Annotated in this window: 17 protein-coding genes and 2 tRNA genes; 7 read left to right on the forward strand and 12 right to left on the reverse strand. The window is 66.8% G+C overall.

Annotated features, from left to right (window positions below; translation table 11 throughout):
• Positions 1-751 precede the first annotated feature (751 nt).
• Positions 752-824, reverse strand: a tRNA-Ala gene (locus OG584_RS17045).
• Between the two features lie 151 nt (positions 825-975).
• Here OG584_RS17045 and OG584_RS17050 point away from each other — a divergent pair.
• Entirely contained in the window at positions 976-1,524 is a 549-nt protein-coding gene (locus OG584_RS17050) for a helix-turn-helix domain-containing protein (protein ID WP_405778822.1), read from the forward strand.
• A gap of 37 nt (positions 1,525-1,561) precedes the next feature.
• Positions 1,562-2,920, forward strand: a complete 1,359-nt coding sequence (locus OG584_RS17055) for a serine/threonine-protein kinase (protein ID WP_405778824.1) — start codon at positions 1,562-1,564, stop codon at positions 2,918-2,920.
• A 44-nt stretch (positions 2,921-2,964) separates the two neighbouring features.
• Here OG584_RS17055 and OG584_RS17060 read toward each other — a convergent pair whose 3' ends face one another.
• The 11 genes from OG584_RS17060 to dnaA form a co-directional block, all read right to left on the reverse strand.
• A complete protein-coding gene (locus OG584_RS17060; protein WP_405778826.1) occupies positions 2,965-4,131 on the reverse strand; it encodes a hypothetical protein in 1,167 nt (388 codons plus the stop codon).
• 744 nt (positions 4,132-4,875) lie between these two features.
• Positions 4,876-5,010, reverse strand: coding sequence for a DLW-39 family protein (locus tag OG584_RS17065; protein WP_003958712.1), 135 nt, complete (start codon positions 5,008-5,010; stop codon positions 4,876-4,878).
• 153 nt (positions 5,011-5,163) lie between these two features.
• A tRNA-Ile gene (locus OG584_RS17070) sits at positions 5,164-5,237 on the reverse strand.
• 59 nt (positions 5,238-5,296) lie between these two features.
• Positions 5,297-5,827 carry a DUF3566 domain-containing protein gene (locus OG584_RS17075; protein ID WP_405778828.1) on the reverse strand — a complete coding sequence of 177 codons (531 nt, stop codon included), beginning with the start codon at positions 5,825-5,827 and terminating at the stop codon, positions 5,297-5,299.
• A gap of 93 nt (positions 5,828-5,920) precedes the next feature.
• Positions 5,921-8,545: a DNA gyrase subunit A gene (gene gyrA, locus OG584_RS17080; protein WP_405778830.1), complete on the reverse strand. Its 2,625-nt coding sequence runs from the start codon at positions 8,543-8,545 to the stop codon at positions 5,921-5,923.
• Between the two features lie 41 nt (positions 8,546-8,586).
• Positions 8,587-10,650: a DNA topoisomerase (ATP-hydrolyzing) subunit B gene (gene gyrB / locus OG584_RS17085; protein ID WP_405778832.1), complete on the reverse strand. Its 2,064-nt coding sequence runs from the start codon at positions 10,648-10,650 to the stop codon at positions 8,587-8,589.
• Between the two features lie 361 nt (positions 10,651-11,011).
• A complete protein-coding gene (locus tag OG584_RS17090) occupies positions 11,012-11,617 on the reverse strand; it encodes a DUF721 domain-containing protein (RefSeq protein WP_405778834.1) in 606 nt (201 codons plus the stop codon).
• Positions 11,614-12,744 carry a DNA replication/repair protein RecF gene (gene recF, locus OG584_RS17095; RefSeq protein ID WP_405778836.1) on the reverse strand — a complete coding sequence of 377 codons (1,131 nt, stop codon included), beginning with the start codon at positions 12,742-12,744 and terminating at the stop codon, positions 11,614-11,616. Before recF ends, OG584_RS17090 begins: the two co-directional genes overlap by 4 nt.
• Before the next feature lie 31 nt (positions 12,745-12,775).
• Positions 12,776-13,654 (reverse strand): phosphogluconate dehydrogenase (NAD(+)-dependent, decarboxylating), encoded by an 879-nt coding sequence (gene gnd / locus OG584_RS17100; RefSeq protein ID WP_405778838.1) that lies wholly within the window; start codon positions 13,652-13,654, stop codon positions 12,776-12,778.
• A gap of 111 nt (positions 13,655-13,765) precedes the next feature.
• A complete protein-coding gene (gene dnaN, locus OG584_RS17105) occupies positions 13,766-14,896 on the reverse strand; it encodes a DNA polymerase III subunit beta (RefSeq protein ID WP_405784114.1) in 1,131 nt (376 codons plus the stop codon).
• A gap of 815 nt (positions 14,897-15,711) precedes the next feature.
• Positions 15,712-17,469 (reverse strand): chromosomal replication initiator protein DnaA, encoded by a 1,758-nt coding sequence (dnaA, locus tag OG584_RS17110; RefSeq protein ID WP_405778840.1) that lies wholly within the window; start codon positions 17,467-17,469, stop codon positions 15,712-15,714.
• A 365-nt stretch (positions 17,470-17,834) separates the two neighbouring features.
• Between dnaA and rpmH the strand changes: the two genes are divergently transcribed.
• The 5 genes from rpmH to OG584_RS17135 are packed head-to-tail and all read left to right on the forward strand — an operon-like array spanning position 17,835 to position 20,575.
• On the forward strand, positions 17,835-17,972 hold the full coding sequence (rpmH, locus tag OG584_RS17115; RefSeq protein WP_030990579.1) for a 50S ribosomal protein L34: 138 nt from the start codon (positions 17,835-17,837) through the stop codon (positions 17,970-17,972).
• Positions 17,973-17,990: 18 nt separating this feature from the next.
• Positions 17,991-18,362 (forward strand): ribonuclease P protein component, encoded by a 372-nt coding sequence (rnpA, locus tag OG584_RS17120; RefSeq protein WP_405778842.1) that lies wholly within the window; start codon positions 17,991-17,993, stop codon positions 18,360-18,362.
• Positions 18,359-18,688 carry a membrane protein insertion efficiency factor YidD gene (yidD, locus tag OG584_RS17125; protein WP_405778844.1) on the forward strand — a complete coding sequence of 110 codons (330 nt, stop codon included), beginning with the start codon at positions 18,359-18,361 and terminating at the stop codon, positions 18,686-18,688. Before rnpA ends, yidD begins: the two co-directional genes overlap by 4 nt.
• A gap of 3 nt (positions 18,689-18,691) precedes the next feature.
• The gene (gene yidC, locus OG584_RS17130) at positions 18,692-20,044 is read left to right on the forward strand and encodes a membrane protein insertase YidC (RefSeq protein ID WP_405778846.1); all 1,353 of its coding nucleotides are present in this window, start codon (positions 18,692-18,694) and stop codon (positions 20,042-20,044) included.
• 15 nt (positions 20,045-20,059) lie between these two features.
• Positions 20,060-20,575: a protein jag gene (locus OG584_RS17135; protein ID WP_405778848.1), complete on the forward strand. Its 516-nt coding sequence runs from the start codon at positions 20,060-20,062 to the stop codon at positions 20,573-20,575.
• Positions 20,576-20,640: the final 65 nt, after the last annotated feature.

Consider the following 20,640-nt stretch of genomic DNA (forward strand, 5'->3'; position numbering starts at 1 on the left):
CAGGAACTGTCGGGCCGCAGCCTGCCCGCACGTTACCCGTGGCCGCTCGGTCCCTGACACCGGTGGCAAGCTGTGCAGCAGCCGGCCGAACGGGCCGGCGGCAGGCCCAGGACAGGATCCGGCGCCTGCTGTCGAACACGGGAGTACGGCTGTGACGGAAACAGTGATCGCGGTGACAGGGCACATGGACCTGACAGAGGACACCGTGCCCCTGGTCCGTACAGCGCTGCAGGACCTCCTCCGCTCCTACGCCCTGACCCGGCCCACTCGTAGGGGTCTCCTGCATCGCGGAGGGCTCTGACTCGCTGTTCGCCGAGGCCATCCTGGCCAACGGCGGACGCCTGGCCGTCGTCATCCCCTCCCGGGACTACCGCACCAAGACCGTCCGCCCAGACCACGTACCGCTCTTCGACCGCCTCGTGTCCGCGTCCGACGACGTCGTGGTCCTCCCCGAGGAATCCGGCCGGGCCTGCGGCCTGCGCCGCCGCCAACCGCCCTCCTCCTGGAACGCGCCGATCGCCTTGTGGCCGTCCGGAACGGGGGACCCCCGACCGGTGAGGGCGGAGGCACAGCGAACGTGGTGCTCGCAGCACGGGCGAAGGGGATGCCGGTGGAATTCGTCTGGCCCGAGACGGCCCGTCGAAAGGGGGAGCCGCCCGAAGGACCGACCCGTACGGCCGGACCATCAACGGCACCGACCGAGCAAAGACCCCTCCTGACCAGCTTTCCGCCGGTCAGAAGGGGTCGCCTGTGGAGCCTAGGGGAGTCGAACCCCTGACATCTGCCATGCAAAGACAGCGCTCTACCAACTGAGCTAAGGCCCCGAAACGGGTTGGTGCGAGAACAAGAGTAGCGGGTCACAGGCGTGATCTCACAAAAGGATTGGGACTCCCGGTCCGTGACCACTCTCCGTAGGATGCACCAGGAGGTTCGCGGCAGCGAAGCCGCCGCCTGGGGAAGCGATGGGGAGACGCAATGGACGCAGCACAACAAGAGGCCACCGCGAGAGCGAGGGACCTCCAACGCAGTTGGTACGGAGAGCCGCTGGGGGCGCTCTTCCGTCGCCTGATCGATGATCTGGGCCTCAACCAGGCCCGTCTCGCCGCAGTACTCGGGCTGTCTGCGCCCATGCTCTCTCAGCTCATGAGCGGCCAACGCGCCAAGATCGGAAACCCGGCCGTGGTACAGCGCGTCCAAGCGCTTCAGGAGCTGTCGGGTCTGGTCGCCGACGGCAGCGTGAGTGCGGGCGAGGCCACTGACCGGATGGAAGAGATCAAGAAGTCCCAGGGCGGCTCGGTCCTCTCCAACAACGGTCAGACCCCGTCCACCACGGGCGCACCGACGGTGCGCCGCGTGGTGCGTGAGATCCAGTCGCTGCTGCGCTCCGTATCGGCTGCGGGCGACATCATCGACGCGGCGGACACCCTCGCCCCGACCCATCCCGAGCTGGCAGAGTTCCTCAGGGTGTACGGCGCCGGGCGCACGGCGGAAGCTGTCTCGCACTACGAGGCGCACCAGAGCTGACGCTGCGGCTCAGCTGACAGGGGGGCGGGCACAGCGCATGGGTGAGGTCTTCGCCGGGCGTTACGAACTGGTCGATCCAATCGGACGCGGGGGCGTCGGGGCCGTCTGGCGCGCTTGGGACCACCGAAGGCACCGCTATGTGGCGGCCAAGGTCCTTCAGCAGAGCGATGCCCACACCTTGCTGCGCTTCGTACGGGAGCAGGCACTTCGCATCGATCACCCTCATGTGCTCGCCCCTGCCAGCTGGGCCGCGGATGACGAGCAGGTGCTGTTCACCATGGAACTGGTGAGCGGCGGTTCGCTCGTCCACCTCATCCGCGACCACGGCCGGCTGCGGCCACGGTTCGTCTGTACTCTGCTCGACCAGTTGCTGGCCGGGCTGGCCGCCGTCCATGCGGAGGGCGTCGTCCATCGCGACATCAAACCGGCGAACATCCTGATGGAAGCGACCGGAACCGGGCGGCCGCACCTGCGGCTGTCCGACTTCGGTATCTCGATGCGCAAGGGCGAGCCCCGCCTCACCGAGACAAACTATGTGGTGGGGACGCCCGGCTACTTCGCTCCGGAGCAGATGCTGGGTGCCGAACCGGACTTCACAGCCGACCTCTTCGCGGTCGGTCTGGTCGCGCTCTATCTGCTCCGCGGTGCACAGCCGGATTCCAGAGCCCTTGTGGAGCACTTTGCGGCCCACGGCACACCCGGTGCGCCCGTCGGAATCCCCGAGCCGCTGTGGCAGGTCCTCGCCGGTCTGCTCCAGCCCGATCCCCAGGCACGGTTCCGTACGGCGACGGGGGCCCGCAAAGCGCTGACCACGGCAGTGGAACTGCTGACCGATCCCGGCCCCGGCGGGACGCCCATCGAGGTCTTCGACCAGATCGGGCCGCTTCCCACTGGGTTCGCCCCCGGTGGGCCGGCCCGGCGGCAGAACGGGCCCGACCCGATTGGCCCTCGGGAAGGAGCTGCATCGCAGCGGCCAGTACAGCAACAGCCGGCACAGCAGCCGACCTCGCGGCAGGGCGTACCGGCCGACGGCCCTCAGCCCGGACAGCAGCCCGCACCCGGTCAGCAGCAGCCCCAGCACGCTGCGATGTCGGAAACGGGGAGCTTCCATCTCGCCCCGCCTCCCCGGCCGACCGCCACCGGCCCGGCTGCGGCACCAACACCCGCCGCCACCCACGCAGGCCCCACGGTGTCGCATCAGACCTCCCCCCTCCCTGCTCAGGTCCCGTACGAACAACCTCACACTGATACATACACCGCTCGCCCCTCCCAGGTTCCCGGCCCGTCTCCGATCCCGCGCACACGTCCTGGACCGCCCCCGAAGGTGGCCGTGCCGGTCCTGGTGATCGCGCTGATCTGTTTCGCGGTGGGTATCTGGGCACTGACGCAGAGCTGACACAGAGCACGCGGGGGCCTCTCCGCATCACATCGAGGGCCGGGCTACCAAGCGGGAGGCGGCCCGTACTGGGCCGGGGGCTGCTGCCCCGCCCCCGGGGCGGCCATCATTCCTGTTCGTCGTCGCGCGATCAGTGTCCATACGCCGAGCACCAGAACCAGCACGGTGCCCGCACCGATCCCCGCGACGCCCACCAGCTTCATGCTGCTGCGCCCCGCGTCACCGCCGCCCGACGTGCCGAAGCGGGGCGTGGCACCCGTGTACGCGGGCGGGGGACTCTCTTCGCCCTTGACGCTCAACCGCAGCGTCAGCCCGTACTGCTTCTCCCCGAACGCCTTCGCGACGTCCGGGCTGAGCGTGACGGCCAGGTAATAGTCACCTGCTATCCCTGCCCCGCTGACGTCACCACGCACGCTGTACCGGTTCTTGTACGCGACCGGAGGCATCGGGTCCGGCCCCGTCGACTTCGGCTTCCCGTCGTATGCCGTGGATCCCTCGGTGATCGCGGACCGCACCGGGTTGTACAACTGCACAGCGAAGGCACTGGCCACGAAGCCGTCACCGGAGGAGCTACCGAGGTCGGCACCGGCGAAGAGCTGCTGCCCCCAACCGACAGGTACCCGGTAGAAACGAGTCTGTCCGGGTGTGATCCGGTCGTCCCACACTCCGGGCTTCAGCACAGTCGCATCGTTGAACCCCGTACCGCCCTCGGTCCGGTCGGCCGTACCTGTCGGTGGAACCGGTGATGCGGACGGCCAGCTGGTCGGCGCTGCCGTCGGGCCGCCAGAGCCGGCCTTGAGGCCCGGCTCTGAATCGACGCGGATCTCCAGCCCCCAGTCCTCCTGCGCGGCGGCAGCCTTGGTCGTCCGCTCGATCAGCACGTAGTACGGTCCCGCCGCCTGGCAGTACAGGCCGTCCTTCTTGATGCGCCGGCCGGCCTGAGCAGCGATCGGGCGAGGGTATTCCGCGGAGCCGAACACCGCGTCACCATCGTTTCCGCAGGAGTCGCCCTGAAGGTCCTGGAGGGTCACCTTGATGCCGTCGGTGTAGTCCACCTTCACCTGTGGGCCCAGCTTGGGGACCGCGACAGCTGAGACGTAGGCATCGGACGTGGCGTCCAGCGCCACCTGGTAGTACAGCCGGGCGCCGGGCCCGATGGAGGAGCGATAGACCGCACCATCCTTCAGCTGCGCCGCTTCAGTGCTGGCCACAGCCCCCGCCACTGTCTTCGCGTGCTGATCGAAGGCATACGGGTCACGATCACCCACCGCCCCGGCATTGCCCGGTAGTGCTCCCACCGCGCACATCGCCGCCACTGCGGTCAGCGCGACCCGACCCCTGCTGCGGTGCCTCGTCACCTGTCTCCCCTCGTTGTCCGCCGACAGCCAGGGGACGCCCCCGCCAGAAGACCAGCCGCGCGATCACCGAGATCACGAGGACGACACCAGCCACCGCAGCAGCGAGCGTGGTTTCGGCCTATCCTGCCCCGCCGGTCATCGCGTTGTCTGCGTACAGAGCCGAAACATCCTCACCGCGCACACCTCACCGCCTCGGCATGGATGGGATCGACTGAAGCCTGTTCCGCCGTGCGTCCCCGGCTCAGACGCTGGCCCCAAACGCCGATGTTTCACGTGGAACAACCAGCCGCCCCGCGGAGAGCCCGCCCCGCAGGTGGATCCGCAGTCCCAGAACGAGGCGCTGCAATACGCCCGAACCCACCAGGGCGCCACGAGCCGCCGGGCATGGCCCCCTAAGGGCACTGGCAGCCATCTCCGGCAAGGGGGAGTGAGAGGAGAGGCCCGCGGACCCTACGCTCCCCCGCCGCACTCTTGAGCGCGGCATGCTCTTCGACCGGTGCTCTGCGAGGAATACCAATGGCTCCGATGTCACGTCGTGAACGCGGCAGGGCCCCAGCCGCAAAAGCGGCCGGGGCCCTGCAATCAAGACGCTGTGTCTCACACACCCGAACCTGCGGGCACGGAGTCAGTCGCCTCCGTCCACAGGTCCTGCTCGGCGCGATCCGCCTGGATCTGGCGGTACACGAGGAGCCCGCCGATGGCAGCCAGTGCGACCAGGAGAAGCTTCTTCACCGCGCGACCTCGTCTTTCCTTGACGTGAGGGACTTCTGGCGCCCGACTATACACACCGGCCGATACCGATCGGTGACCTAGTTCCCATCCAACTATCCGGCCCGGTAATGCAATCGGCCCGGACAGAGACTCTGTCCGGGCCGATGTTCGCGGTGGGGCTAACAGGATTTGAACCTGTGGCCTCATCCTTATCAGGGATGCGCTCTAACCAACTGAGCTATAGCCCCGCGCTGCCCCTGAAGATTAGCGCACTTCAGGGCCAGTCCCAAAATCGATAGCCGGCGCTCTACTCATCCTCGGCGAGAGTCAGCTCGACACCGCCGACAAACCCGGCCGACAGGTTGTAGATGAAGGCCCCCAGGGTCGCCAGAGCAGTGGCCAGCACGACATCGATCACGGCGATGACCGCTGTGAACAAGAGCACCCGCGGCAGCGAGAGGAACGACTGAAGATCGAAGCCGCTGCCGTCACTTGAGCCGGTAGCCTCGCTGATCGTCCCGCCGACCGTCGAGAAGACGCCCATGGCGTCCATGACCATCCACAGCACTGCGGCGGCCACGACGGTACACACGCCCAGCGCGATGGACAGCAAAAAGCTGACCTTCATCACCGACCACGGATCGGCCTTGGCGACCCGGAGCCGCGCCTTCCGCGTACGTGGAGTCGTGCGCGCCCCCGTACGGGTTCGACGTACCCCTGCCTGCGTACCGCCGGCGGTACGCTGACCGCCGTGCGTACCGCCCGGCGACGGGTACGCCTGCGGAGGCTGGTACGGCTGGGACTCGTACTGAGGCTGCGCCCCACGCGTGTCCGTCACCGTTCCCCGTTGAGAGTCCGCGGCAGGGCCACGGGCACTGCGTGCTCCAGCTCCGGAAGCGGCCGCTCCGTCGCCCGTGGCTCCACTCACGTTCTACTCCTCGTGCTCCCCTGCCGAAGGCTCGGTGCCTTCGACTACCGCTTCGACCGTGTCACCGTCGACCGGACCACCTTCGACAGCGTCGCCGTCGACAGCGTCAATCTCTTCGGCCTCTCGGCCGGCCTCGGCATTGCGGGCGATGCCGACCACGGCATCGCGCTTGCCCAGGTTGATCAGTTGGACGCCCATGGTGTCACGGCCCGTCTCCCTGACTTCATTGACTCGCGTACGAATCACACCACCGCCGAGCGTGATGGCGAGGATTTCATCCGTACTCTCGACCACCAGCGCGCCGACCAGCGAGCCCCGGTCCTCCACGATCTTGGCGGCCTTGATTCCCAGGCCGCCGCGACCCTGGACGCGGTACTCGTCGACGGGGGTCCGCTTGGCGTACCCGCCGTCAGTGGCAGTGAACACGAAAGTACCCGGCCTGACGACATTCATCGAGAGCAGCTCGTCGCCCTCGCGGAAACTCATGCCCTTCACACCGGATGTCGCACGCCCCATGGGGCGCAGCGCGTCATCCGTCGCCGTGAACCGGATCGACTGGGCCTTCCTGCTGACCAGCAGGAGATCGTCCTCGGCGGATACGAGCTCGGCCCCGATCAGTTCGTCGTCACTGCCGTCCGGCGTCTCCCGCAGGTTGATCGCGATGACGCCGCCGGAACGGGGCGAGTCATAGTCCTTGAGAGACGTCTTCTTCACCAGACCACCCTTGGTGGCAAGGATCAGATACGGCGCCGCGTCGTAGTCCCGGATCGCCAGGATCTGTGCGATCTGCTCGTCCGGCTGGAACGCCAGCAGGTTGGCGACGTGCTGGCCGCGGGCATCGCGGCCGGCGTCCGGGAGTTCGTACGCCTTCGCCCGGTACACCCGGCCCTTGTTGGTGAAGAACAGCAGCCAGTGGTGGGTCGTCGAGACGAAGAAGTGGGCGACGATGTCGTCCTGCTTCAGCTTGGTGCCCCGCACGCCCTTGCCGCCACGCTTCTGCGAGCGGTAGTCCTCGGTCTTGGTGCGCTTGACGTAACCACCGTTGGTGATGGTGACGACGATGTCTTCCTCGGCGATCAGGTCCTCAATGGACATATCACCGTCGAAGGGTACGAGCTTGGAGCGCCGGTCGTCGCCGAACTTGTCGACGATGACCGCCAGCTCCTCGCTGACGATCTGCCGCTGGCGCTCGGGCGAGATCAGGATCGCGTTGTACTCGTTGATCTTCGCCTGGAGTTCGTTGTGCTCGGACGTGATCTTCTGGTGTTCCAGAGCGGCCAGCCGCCGCAGCTGCATCTCCAGGATCGCGTTCGCCTGGATCTCGTCGATCTCCAGCAGGCCCATCAGGCCCTCGCGCGCCACCTCGACCGTCTGGCTGCGCCGGATCAGCGCGATGACCTCGTCGATCGCATCCAGCGCCTTGAGCAGACCGCGCAGGATGTGTGCGCGCTCCTCGGCCTTGCGCAGCCGGAACTTGGTGCGCCGGACGATGACCTCGATCTGGTGCGTCACCCAGTGCCGGATGAACGCGTCGATCGACAGGGTGCGCGGTACACCGTCGACGAGCGCCAGCATGTTGGCGCTGAAGTTCGACTGGAGATCCGTGTGCTTGTAGAGGTTGTTCAACACGACCTTGGCGACCGCGTCCCGCTTCAGCACGACGACCAGGCGCTGACCGGTGCGCGAAGACGTCTCGTCCCGCACGTCAGCGATCCCGCCGACCTTGCCGTCCTTCACCAGGTCGGCGATCTTCTGAGCGAGGTTGTCCGGGTTGGTCTGGTACGGAAGCTCGGTCACCACCAGGCACTGGCGGTTCTGGATCTCCTCGACCGCGACCACCGCGCGCATCGTGATGGAACCACGCCCGGTGCGGTAAGCCTCCTCGATGCCCTTACGCCCCACGACCAGCGCGCCGGTCGGGAAGTCCGGGCCCTTGATGCGTTCCAGGAGGGCGTCCAGGAGCTCCTCGTGCGAGGCCTCCGGATTCTCCAGGTACCACTGGGCGCCGGCCGCCACCTCACGCAGATTGTGCGGAGGAATGTTGGTGGCCATACCGACCGCGATCCCCGCGGATCCGTTGACGAGCAGGTTCGGGAACCTGGCCGGGAGGACCACCGGCTCCTGGTTACGGCCGTCGTAGTTGTCCTGGAGGTCGACGGTCTCCTCGTCGATGTCCCTGACCATCTCCATGGAGAGGGGCATCATCTTGCACTCGGTGTACCGCATGGCGGCAGCCGGGTCATTGCCGGGAGAGCCGAAGTTCCCGTTCGAGTCGACCAGCGGCATACGCATCGACCAGTGCTGGGCCAGCCGGACCAGGGCGTCGTAGATCGAGGAGTCGCCGTGCGGGTGGTAGGTACCCATGACGTCGCCGACGACACGCGCGCACTTGTAGAAGCCCTTCTCGGGCCGGTAGCCGCCGTCGTACATCGCGTACAGCACCCGGCGGTGGACGGGCTTCAGACCGTCCCGCACGTCCGGCAGCGCACGCGACACGATGACGGACATCGCGTAGTCGAGGTACGAACGCTGCATCTCCGTCTCGAGCCCCACCGGCTCGACACGCATGCCGATACCGGGGACGGCGGGCGGCTGTTCGGGCATCACAGGGGAATTCTCGTCGGCCATTGCTGGTCAAAGTCCTTTCAGTGCGGTCAGCCGAGACCGACTCAGATGTCGAGGAACCGGACGTCCTTGGCGTTGCGCTGAATGAACGAGCGCCGTGCCTCGACGTCCTCACCCATCAGCACCGAGAACAGATCGTCGGCCTGTGCCGCGTCGTCCAGGGTCACCTGGCCGAGCACCCGGTGGTCCACGTCCATCGTGGTGATACGCAGCTCCTCGGCGTTCATCTCACCGAGGCCCTTGAAGCGCTGGATCGAGTCGTCCCTGACCCGCTTGCCACTCTGCTTGCCGAGCTGGACCAGCGCGTCCCGCTCCGTGTCCGAGTACGCGTACTCGAAGTCGTCCCGACCCCACTTGATCTTGAACAGGGGCGGGCGCGACAGATAGACGTGTCCGGCCTCGACCAGGGGCCGCATGAACCGGAACAGGAAGGTCAGCAGCAGGGTGTTGATGTGCTGGCCGTCGACGTCGGCGTCCGCCATCAGGATGATCTTGTGATAGCGCAGCTTCTCGATGTCGAAGTCCTCGTGAACTCCGGTGCCGAACGCGGAGATCAGCGCCTGGACCTCGGTGTTCTGGAGGATCTTGTCGATCCGCGCCTTCTCGACGTTGAGGATCTTCCCTCGGATCGGCAGGATCGCCTGGTACATCGGGTTGCGCCCGGACTTCGCCGAACCACCGGCGGAGTCACCTTCGACGATGAAGATCTCGCACTTCGTCGGGTCGTTCGACTGGCAGTCGCTCAGCTTGCCCGGCAGGGAGGCGCTCTCCAGCAGCCCCTTCCGGCGGGTCAGGTCACGCGCCTTACGCGCCGCGACTCGTGCCGTCTGCGCCTGGATGGCCTTGCGGATGATGTCGACGGCCTCGTTCGGGTTCCGGTCGAACCAGTCCGTGAGGTGCTCGTAGACGACCTTCTGCACGAAGGTCTTCGCCTCCGTGTTGCCCAGCTTGGTCTTCGTCTGGCCCTCGAACTGCGGCTCGCCGAGCTTCACCGAGATGATCGCCGTCAGACCCTCACGAATGTCCTCGCCCGAGAGGTTGTCGTCCTTCTCGCGCAGCAGCTTCTTCTCGCGCGCGTAGCGGTTGACCAAACCCGTCAGAGCGGCCCGGAAGCCCTCCTCATGGGTGCCTCCCTCATGCGTGTGGATCGTGTTCGCGAAGGAGTAAACCCCCTCGCTGTACTGCGAGTTCCACTGCATCGCGATCTCGGCCGAGAGGAGGCGCTCCTTGTCCTCGGCCTCCACGTCGATCACCGTCGGGTGGATGAGCTCACCCTTGCGCGAGTTGAGGTACTTCACGAAGTCGACGATGCCGCCCTCGTAGTGGTACGTGACCGTGCGTACCTGCTCCTCCTCGGCGACCTCCCCCACAGTGTCGGCGCCCGCGGTGGCCTTCGCCGACTCGCGCTCGTCGGTCAGCGTCAGGGTGAGGCCCTTGTTGAGGAACGCCATCTCCTGGAAACGCCGCGACAGCGTCTCGAAGGAGTACTCGGTCGTCTCGAAGATGTCTCCGTCGGCCCAGAAGGTGACGGTGGTGCCACTCTCGTCCGTGGCCCCGTTACGGGCCAGCGGCGCCGTCGGCACACCGAGCTTGTAGTCCTGGGTCCAGCGGTAGCCATCACGCTTGACGTCCACCGCGACCCTGGCGGAGAGGGCGTTGACGACGGACACACCCACGCCGTGCAGGCCACCGGAGACGGCGTACCCGCCACCGCCGAACTTGCCACCGGCGTGCAGCACCGTCAGGACGACTTCGACGGCCGGCTTGTTCTCCGAAGGCACGATGTCGACCGGGATACCGCGGCCGTTGTCGACCACGCGCACCCCACCGTCGGGGAGGATCGTCACATCGATGGTGTCCGCGTGCCCGGCCAGGGCCTCGTCGACCGAGTTGTCGACGACCTCGTACACCAGATGATGGAGTCCACGCTCACCGGTCGAGCCGATGTACATGCCGGGCCGCTTACGGACCGCGTCCAGCCCCTCAAGGACAGTGATCGCGCTGGCGTCGTACGAGGCAGTTACCTCGCCGTGCTCACCGACAGTGGACGGGGGGATCTCATTGGGGTTGCCGGAATCGGCCACGAAGCGCCCTTTCTGGCACAGCACAGGCCTCTCCAGGGCAGGCAGGAGCGGCTGCGTCGTTCGACATGTTCCGCGAGTGGCGGGATTACCTCTCAGTCTACCGGTAGCGCAGACATCAATGGGGGTTTGCCGGTACCTGAGTCCACATGTGCCGCCCTGAACCGGCGCCGAACGACTCCCCATATCAAGGAAGGGGCTCCAAGAGGCTCACACGGGCTTTCAGCGCCTCGGGCTGTCAACCTCCCGCTACGGTGAGGGACGCTCCTCGGGCGGCACTCCATCCAGCACGGTCCCACTGTGTGCTGTTTCACGTGAAACAGCACACATTACGGGGGAAAACGGAACGGGCCGACGACGGAGAACCCGCGCCCGCCCCAGGCCGACATCAGCCGTATGTGTCGCCCGGCCCCTTGCTTCCAGGTGCCCGCAGAGGTCCGAACCGCCGGGGCGGCCCACCCGGCCCCAGCACCTTGAGCAGCTTCACCGTCCCGTGCCCCAAATCCGCGTTCAGCCGGGCCACCAGCTGCGGGGCCAGCAACCGCAGCTGCGTCGCCCATGCCGTCGAGTCGCACTGCACCGTCAGCACCCGGGCATCCTCGTCATAGCGCTGCGGCACACAGTGGTTAGCGAGGTCGTCCCCCACGATCTGAGGCCAGCGGCCCATCACCCCGCCCACAGCCGCCGGGGTCTCCCAGCCGCGCTCGGTGATAAGCCGATTGATCGCGGCACCCAGTGTGAGTGGGTCACGTCCGTCCGCGCGTGCCCCCGACCGCAGGCCACCGCGCTTGGCCTGCTTCTTCTGCTGCGCGGCCGCCCCTCGGGCCCGCGCCTGCTCCTTGGCCGCCCGCAATGCGACCCGGGCCAGGTCGATCCCCGAGGACTCCGGGATCTTCGCCGCTTCTGGCCCCTGCGGAAGACCGGTGCCGCCGGGTGTCCGGGAAGCGAGCGGATCCGCGCCGCCATCGTCGCCCGGAGTGGAAGATCCGGTCATACCCGGTCCACCGCCCCTTCCGACACGGCGAACCGGACCCCCGCCAGGACACCCGGCACATCGTCGTCGACCGCCGCCGTCACCAGTACTTGTTCTCCCGGTGCCACCAGTTCGGCCAGCCGCTCCCTGCGCCGCACATCCAGCTCCGCGAAGACGTCGTCCAGGACCAGCACCGGCTCATTGCCCTCGGTTCGCAGCAAGTCGTACGAGGCGAGTCTCAGCGCCAGCGCGTACGACCAGGATTCACCGTGGCTCGCATACCCCTTCGCCGGCAGCCGGCCGAGCTTCAGCACCAGATCGTCGCGGTGCGGACCGACGAGAGTCACGCCTCGCTCGATCTCCTGCTTACGGACTCCGGCCAACGCCGCGATCAGCTGCTCGTACAGCCCGTCTCTCGACTGAGCAGCCTCGACTTCCTCGCCCAGCGAGCTCCGGTATTCCAGTACAACCGGACCGCCACCGGGCGCCACCTGCTCGTACGCCTTGTCGGCCAGCGGCTGCAACGTGGCGATAAGGTCCAGCCGCTGCGCCAGCAACTCGGCGCCCACGCGCCCCAGATGCTGGTCCCAGACATCGAGTGTGGACATGTCCATGGACCGGCCGCCGTGCCTGCGGGCCATCGCCGCGGACTTCAGAAGCGTATTGCGCTGCTTCAGCACCCGCTCGTAGTCGGACCGCACACCGGCCATCCGGGGCGAGCGCGCCGTGATGAGTTCGTCCAGAAATCGCCGGCGCTCACCCGGATCGCCCTTCACCAGGGACAAGTCCTCCGGCGCGAACAGTACGGTCTGCACGATTCCCAGCACATCACGCGGCCTGACCTGCGAAGAACGGTTGATCCGGGCTCTGTTGGCCCGTCCCGGGTTCAGTTCGAGCTCAACCAGCTGGGACCGTTCCCCTTGGGTGACCGCTGCACGGATCACAGCCCGGTCGGCCCCCATCCGTACCAGCGGCGCATCGGAGGAGACCCGGTGGCTGCCGAGCGTCGCCAGATAGCCGACGGCCTCGACGAGATTGGTTTTGCCCTGGCCGTTGGCCCCCACAAACGCAGTGACGCCCGGATCGAGAGGCACCTCGACCCGGGCGTACGAGCGGAAGTCGGCCAGCGACAGATGCGTGACGTGCATGGACTGTGCGCCGACCTTCCCTGCTGCTGGCTTACTTCTTGTTCTCGACCGCGTGGCCGCCGAACTGGTTGCGCAGTGCAGCGATCATCTTCATCTGCGGAGAGTCGTCCTGCCGTGAAGCGAAACGGGCGAAGAGCGACGCGGTGATGGCGGGCAGCGGTACCGCGTTGTCGATCGCGGCCTCGACGGTCCAGCGGCCCTCGCCCGAGTCAGCGGCGAACCCGCGGAGCTGGTCGAGGTGCTCGTCGTCGTCCAGTGCGTTGACCGCGAGGTCCAGCAGCCAGGAACGGATGACGGTGCCCTCCTGCCACGAGCGGAAGACCTCGCGCACGTCGGTGACGGAGTCGACCTTCTCCAGGAGCTCCCAGCCCTCGGCGTACGCCTGCATCATGGCGTACTCGATGCCGTTGTGGACCATCTTGGCGAAGTGGCCGGCGCCGACCTTGCCCGCGTGGACGGAGCCGAACTCGCCATCGGGCTTGAGTGCGTCGAAGACCGGCTGCACCTTCGCGACGTTCTCGGGGTCGCCCCCGTACATCAGCGCATATCCGTTCTCCAGGCCCCACACGCCACCGGAGACACCGCAGTCCACGAAGCCGATGCCCTTGATGCCCAGCTCGACGGCGTGCTTCTCGTCATCGGTCCAGCGCGAGTTACCGCCGTCCACGACGACGTCGCCGGGGGAGAGCAGGTCCGCCAGCTCGTCGACCGTGGACTGGGTCGCGGCACCTGCCGGGACCATGACCCACACGACGCGGGGGCCCTTGAGCTTGCCCACAAGCTCTTCCAGGCTGTGGACATCGGCTACGTCCGCGTTGCGGTCGTAGCCGATGACGGTGTGACCAGCGCGGCGGATGCGCTCGCGCATGTTCCCGCCCATCTTGCCGAGGCCGACGAGACCGAGCTCCATCAGAAGATCCTTAGTGACGTGGTGGCGTTTCGTACCCGCGTCCGAGCGTACGCCGGGACACGGGCACACACCTGCGGGGTGAGCCGCTCAGACGTACGGCGGCGAACCGGCTCAGCCCGACAGCCGTACCGGCATGATCAGGTACTTGTAAGCGTCGTCCGCCTCAGCGTCGAGGGCAGGCCTGCCACTGAGCAGCGCGGGCTTGGTCGACGTCGTGAACGACAGCTGAGCGACAGGGGAGTCGATCGCACTGAGGCCGTCCAGCAGGAAGGTCGGGTTGAAGGCGATCGAGATGTCATCGCCGTCGAGCTTGGCGTCCACGCGCTCCACAGCCTGTGCGTCGTCGCTGGACCCGGCCTCCAGGATCAGCACACCCTGCTCGAAGCTGAGCCGTACCGGGGTGTTCCGCTCGGCGACGAGCGAAACACGCTTGACGGCCTCGACGAACGCGGGGGTCTCGATGACGGCGATCGAGTTGAACTCGGTCGGGAAGAGAGTCCGGTACTTCGGCAGATCGCCCTCGAGGAGCCGCGTGGTCGTACGCCGTCCCGCACCCTCGAAACCGATCAGACCCTCACCCGCTCCCGACCCGGACAGCGCGAGAGTCACGGTGTCACCGCTGGTCAGAGACTTGGCGGTGTCCAGCAGAGTCTTGGCAGGCACCAGCGCCACCGCAGATGCCTCCGGGTCCTCCGGCTTCCACAGGAACTCACGGACCGCGAACCGGTAACGGTCGGTCGACGCCAGGGTGACCCGGTCGCCCTCGATCTCGATACGGACGCCGGTGAGAACGGGCAGTGTGTCGTCGCGGCCGGCGGCAATGGCCACCTGCGCCGCCGCGGAGGCGAAGACATCACCGGGAACGGTGCCGGTGGCGGTCGGCATCTGGGGCAGCGCCGGATACTCCTCCACCGGCAGGGTGTGGAGGGTGAACCGTGACGAGCCGCAGACCACGGTCGCCCGGACCCCGTCCGTGGAGATCTCCACCGGCCGGTTGGGAAGGGCGCGGCAGATGTCGGCAAGCAGCCGACCGGACACGAGGACCGTCCCCTGCTCCTCGATCTCCGCGTCGACCGAGACCCTCGCCGAGACCTCGTAGTCGAAGCCGGAGAGGCTCAGGGCGCCCTCCTCGGCCTTGAGCAGCAGCCCCGCAAGAACGGGCACCGGCGGACGGGCCGGAAGGCTGCGGGCCGCCCAGGCCACCGCCTCCGCGAGTACATCGCGCTCCACCCGGATCTTCACCGGAACCGCCTCCTGCTGTTGCTCGCTCGCCCTGCTGGCCTTCGTCGTCGGCTTCTTGCCGGTGACCAGTCTGACGTACGCCGCCGACAGTCGGTGCGCATCGGGGTCAAGTCGTGCCGAGCCGGCCTGAGGGCCTCGGCGGCGAGTTGTGCACAGCGCCCACTTCGAAGCCAATTCCCCGGTAACTATAGGAGGCAGTAGTAGTAGGGGCTGTGGAAACCGTGGATAACCCCGTTTTCGCAGCTCAGAGGCGTTTTTTTGTCCACCGTGCCTGTGGGTGGAGCCGGTGGAAAAGTAGGCCGCTCTGTGGACGGCTAAAAGTTCTGCACACTCGGTGCACAGGGAGGGGCCAGTTCTCCCCAGCTCCGTCCCCAGCTTTACCCAGGTTGCCCACAGCCCAACCGACCACCTTGGTGTGACGGCTTTCACTCGACCCAGTGAGCTCGGGTGTTTCGTTGCCGAACAGTGGACAAGGGTGTGGAGAAGCTGGGGACAACACGGCCCTCCCTGTGGGCCGCCGGTGGACAACGTAGGTCCAGGTCTGTGGGCAAAAAATCTGTCCACAGGGTGTGGACAGTGGTTGGCCACAAATCCACAACCCTCTGACCTGGCCTGATGGCGTATCAGTCGCAATGCCTGTGGACACAATCTGGACAACTGATCAGTCCCCAGGGTGTGGACGGAGCATCTCGCCCAATGCTGTGGAGAAGATACGCGGGCGGCGCCGTATTCGAACAACGTCGGCGTCATGAACAACGAAGGGCGCCCAGGAACAGAGTCCCTGGGCGCCCTTCGAAGGTTCTGGAAGTGCCCGTTCAGCCGTTCTTGATGCGGTTGGTGAGCTCAGTGACCTGGTTGTAGATGGATCGTCGCTCGGCCATCAGCGCACGGATCTTCCGGTCCGCGTGCATCACGGTCGTGTGGTCACGGCCGCCGAACTGTGCACCGATCTTGGGGAGTGAGAGGTCCGTGAGCTCACGGCAGAGGTACATCGCGATCTGCCGGGCCGTCACCAGCACGCGGCTGCGCGACGATCCGCAGAGGTCCTCGATGGTCAGCCCGAAGTAGTCGGCCGTCGCTGCCATGATGGCGCTCGCGGTGATCTCCGGGGCTGCGTCCTCGCCGCCGGGGATCAGGTCCTTGAGGACGATCTCGGTGAGCCCCAGATCCACCGGCTGCCGGTTGAGCGAGGCGAACGCCGTCACCCGGATCAGCGCCCCCTCCAGCTCACGGATGTTCCGCGAGATACGGGAGGCGATGAACTCAAGTACTTCCGGAGGGGCGTTGAGCTGCTCCTGAACCGCCTTCTTGCGGAGGATCGCGATCCTCGTCTCCAGCTCCGGGGGTTGTACGTCGGTGGTGAGACCCCACTCGAACCGGTTGCGCAGACGGTCCTCCAGGGTCACCAGCTGCTTGGGTGGCCGGTCGGACGAGAGCACGATCTGCTTGTTGGCGTTGTGCAGCGTGTTGAAGGTGTGGAAGAACTCCTCCTGCGTCGACTCCTTGCTCGCGAGGAACTGGATGTCGTCGACGAGGAGGATGTCCACATCGCGGTAGCGCTTGCGGAAGGTGTCGCCCTTGCCGTCGCGGATCGAGTTGATGAACTCGTTGGTGAACTCCTCGGAGCTCACATAGCGCACCCGGGTGCCCGGGTAGAGGCTGCGGGCGTAATGGCCGATGGCGTGCAGCAGGTGCGTTTTGCCGAGACCGGACTCGCCGTAGATGAACAGCGGGTTGTACGCCTTTGCCGGCGCCTCGGCGACGGCGACGGCGGCCGCGTGCGCGAAGCGGTTGGACGCGCCGATGACGAAGGTGTCGAAGAGGTACTTCGGGTTCAGCCGGGCCTGCGGCTCACCCGGTCCGGGTGCCGGAGCGGGCTGTGCGGCCAGGGGCCCCGGAGCCCCGCTGGGGGCGGGCAGGTGGCGCTGCGAGGACTGGGGGTCGCGGAGGTCGTGCCGCTCGGTCCGCTGCTGCTCGTAGTGCTGCCGGTCCGGCTGCTGCTGCCTGTAGTCGTGCTGCGACTGTGAGCGCGGCCCGGTGTAGGGGTCGCGCTCCTGGAATCCCCCGAGCCGCGGCTGCTGCCAGGACATGTCCTCCTGCGTGCGTGGCCAGGCGCCGGGGTCGGGCCGATGCTGCTGGTAGTCCGGGTAGGCGGGACGGGCCGTCGGCATCCCGTCGTCCGACGGGCGGTGTCCGTACCCGTCGTAGGTGTCCCCGTGCCGGGGCTCGTCGTGCTGCGGGTGCTGATAGCGCGACTGCTGTGGCTGCTGCATCGGCGGAGCCGGCGGGGAAGGATCGCCGATCGTGTCGTCCACCGTGATGGCGATCCGGATCGGGCGCCCGCATTCGTGACTCAGCGTTTCGCCGATGAGAGGAGCGAGCCGGCCTTCGAGGACGCGCTTGCCCCACTCATTGGGGACGGCGAGGAGCGCGGTGTCCGCCACGAGAGCCAGGGGCTGGCAGCGCTCGACCCACTGCTTGTCCTTCGGCTCGATATTTTGCTGGCCCTCACCGAGGAGACGTTCGAGAACTCGCGGCCACACTGCGGCAAGATCGGCAGGTACGTCAGCCACGGGGCACGCTCTCTCGCAGGTCCCACGAATGTGTGGTTCTCGGGACGGGGGGTGAAGACAGGCAGGAAAAAGACTTGGGAGTTCCGCCAAGGTAGTCAGGGCGACCCGCGCGGTTCAAGTTGTTGTCCACAGCCTGTGCATAGTGGGGGCCGATGAAAGGGCTGGTTTGACCGGATGGCGTAGCCGCGCGTACCGTGACCAGGTCGAGTTGTCGATGGCTGCTGCCGCCTGCCTCCGATGGGCAATGATCACGATCTGTGGTCGTGTAAGCGGTGCACACGGGCGTATTCGCGAGCTACTCGTGGGCGCACGGTGACAGCCAGGCGATGTCCCGCCATCACCCGATTCATTTCTGGAGCCCCCGAGTGAGCAAGCGCACCTTCCAGCCGAACAACCGTCGTCGTGCCAAGACCCACGGTTTCCGTCTTCGTATGCGTACCCGCGCCGGTCGTGCCATTCTGGCGACCCGCCGTGGCAAGGGTCGCTCCCGCCTGTCCGCCTGATCTCGTACAGGTCATGACGTGCTGCCTACCGAGAATCGGCTGAGGCGGCGCGAGGACTTCGCAGCCGCAGTACGGCGAGGGCGCCGAGCCGGACGCCCATTGCTCGTCGTCCATCTACGCAGCGGTACAACGGACCCGCATGTGCCTGGGGAGAGCACTCCCCCGACACGTGCGGGTTTCGTCGTAAGCAAGGCAGTGGGCGGTGCGGTCGTCCGCACCGCCGTGAAGCGGAAGCTTCGCCATCTGGTGCGCGACCGGCTCCCCCAGCTGCCCCCCGGTAGCCTGGTTGTCGTACGGGCGCTGCCCGGCGCGGGCACCGCCGACCATGCACAGCTGGCCCGAGACCTGGATGCCGCCCTGGTGCGGCTGCTGGGAGGGGGCGCGCGATGAAGTACCCGCTGCTGGCTCTCATCAAGCTGTACCAGTGGACGATCAGCCCCCTTCTGGGGCCTGTCTGCAGGTACTACCCGTCGTGTTCCCACTACGGATATACGGCTATCGACCGGCACGGTGCGGTGAAGGGAACGGCACTCACGGCTTGGCGCATCCTGCGATGCAACCCCTGGTCGCCGGGTGGCGTGGACCACGTTCCGCCGCGCAAACGTCCGCGTTGGCACGAACTGCTGCGCAATGCGTGGCGGAGAAGCAAGGGCGGGCACTCCGGTCAGGAGACCGGCCCGGCCGCAGAGACCTCGCCCAATGCTCAAGGAGCCTGATTAGTGGACACGATTGCCAGTCTGTTCAGCTTTATCACTACCCCAGTTTCGTGGGTCATCGTCCAGTTCCACTCGCTGTACGGAGCCATCTTCGGCCCGGACACGGGCTGGGCCTGGGGCCTGTCCATCGTGTCCCTGGTGGTCCTGATCCGGATCTGCCTGATCCCGCTCTTCGTGAAGCAGATCAAGTCGACCCGTGGCATGCAGGCGCTCCAGCCGAAGATGAAGGCGATCCAGGAGCGCTACAAGAGCGACAAGCAGCGTCAGTCCGAAGAGATGATGAAGCTGTACAAGGAGACCGGTACTAATCCGCTCTCCTCGTGCCTGCCGATCATCGCGCAGTCGCCGTTCTTCTTCGCGCTGTACCACGTGCTCTCTGCCATCGCCAACGGGCAGACGAAGGGGTACATCGACAAGCCGCTCCTCGAGAGCGCGCAGAAGGCGCACATCTTCGGCGCCCCGCTGGCGGCGAAGTTCTTGGACAGCTCGGACAAGGTCGCGGCGCTGGGCGCCACGCTGACCGACGTCCGGATCGTCACCGCAGTCATGATCATCATGATGTCGGCGTCGCAGTTCTACACGCAGCGCCAGCTGATGACGAAGAACGTCGACATGTCCGTCAAGACGCCGTTCATGCAGCAGCAGAAGATGCTGATGTACGTCTTCCCGGTCATGTTCGCCGTTATGGGTATCAACTTCCCCGTCGGTGTTCTTGTGTACTGGCTCACCACGAACGTGTGGACCATGGGACAGCAGATGTTCGTGATCCACCGGAACCCGACGCCGGGCAGCCAGGCACAGTCGGGCCTGCTGGAGCGTATGCAGAAGCACCTCGTCACGCACGGTTCGACACGGACCCGGCACCAGCGCAACATCATCAAGGGCATCGCGTCCAAGGAGACCAAGGACCGCAACGACGCCGAGCGCAAGTTCATCACCACGCTGAGCAAGGCCGGCCTCGTTGCACAGGCCGACGGCACGGTGGAGAAGAGCGATGCGGCCGTGGCCGCCGAGGCTGACGGCATCAGCTTGGCGGATGCCGCGCCCAAGCGGCAGCAGCCCAAGCGGCAGACCAAGGCGAAGCGCCAGACGGGTGCCGCTCAGGCGGGTGCTACTCAGACAGGTCAGGCGCAGACAGGCGGGGCGAAGGGCTCGGAGAAGCCCGCCGACGCCAAGGTGGCCGAGGAAGTTTCCGAGGAGACCGCTGACTCGTCCGGGAAGACATCGCTGGACAAGAGCGAGCAGCAGGACGCCGGCTCCAAGGCGGACGCCAAGCCCGCTTCCCGCAATGCACGCCAAGCCAAGGCCGGGCAGCGCAAGGGCCAGCAGCGCCCCAAGCACCCGTCCAAGAAGTAAGAAGGAGTCCATCCCGTGACGGAAGGCACCACCACCTCCGCCGCCGCCGCCGAGGGCGACACGCTGAGCAGGCTCGAGCAGGAAGGCGAGATTGCGGCTGACTACCTCGAAGGCCTGCTCGACATCGCGGACCTCGACGGCGACATCGATATGGACGTCGAGGCCGACCGCGCCGCAGTCTCGATCATCAGTGATGCGAGCAGTCGCGATCTTCAGAAGCTTGTGGGGCGTGACGGCGAGGTGCTGGAGGCGCTCCAGGAGCTCACCAGGCTCGCGGTGCACCGGGAGACCGGGGACCGCAGCCGTCTGATGCTGGACATCGGGGGCTTCCGGGCCAAGAAGCGTGAGGAGCTCGCGGCGCTGGGCGCCAAGGCTGCCGACGAGGTGAAGAGCTCCGGTGAGCCCGTGAAGCTCGACCCGATGACGCCGTTCGAGCGCAAGGTCGTGCATGACGCGATCGCCGCCGCCGGGCTGCGCAGCGAGTCCGAGGGCGAGGAGCCACAGCGCTTCGTCGTCGTGCTTCCGGCCTGACCTGCGCATTGCTTTCTCGGCCCCGTCTGTTTCGCAGGCGGGGCCGAACTTTGTCAGCCTGTAGT

Origin of the sequence: Streptomyces sp. NBC_00859, from assembly GCF_045161865.1 — a bacterium.
Classification (GTDB): domain Bacteria; phylum Actinomycetota; class Actinomycetes; order Streptomycetales; family Streptomycetaceae; genus Streptomyces.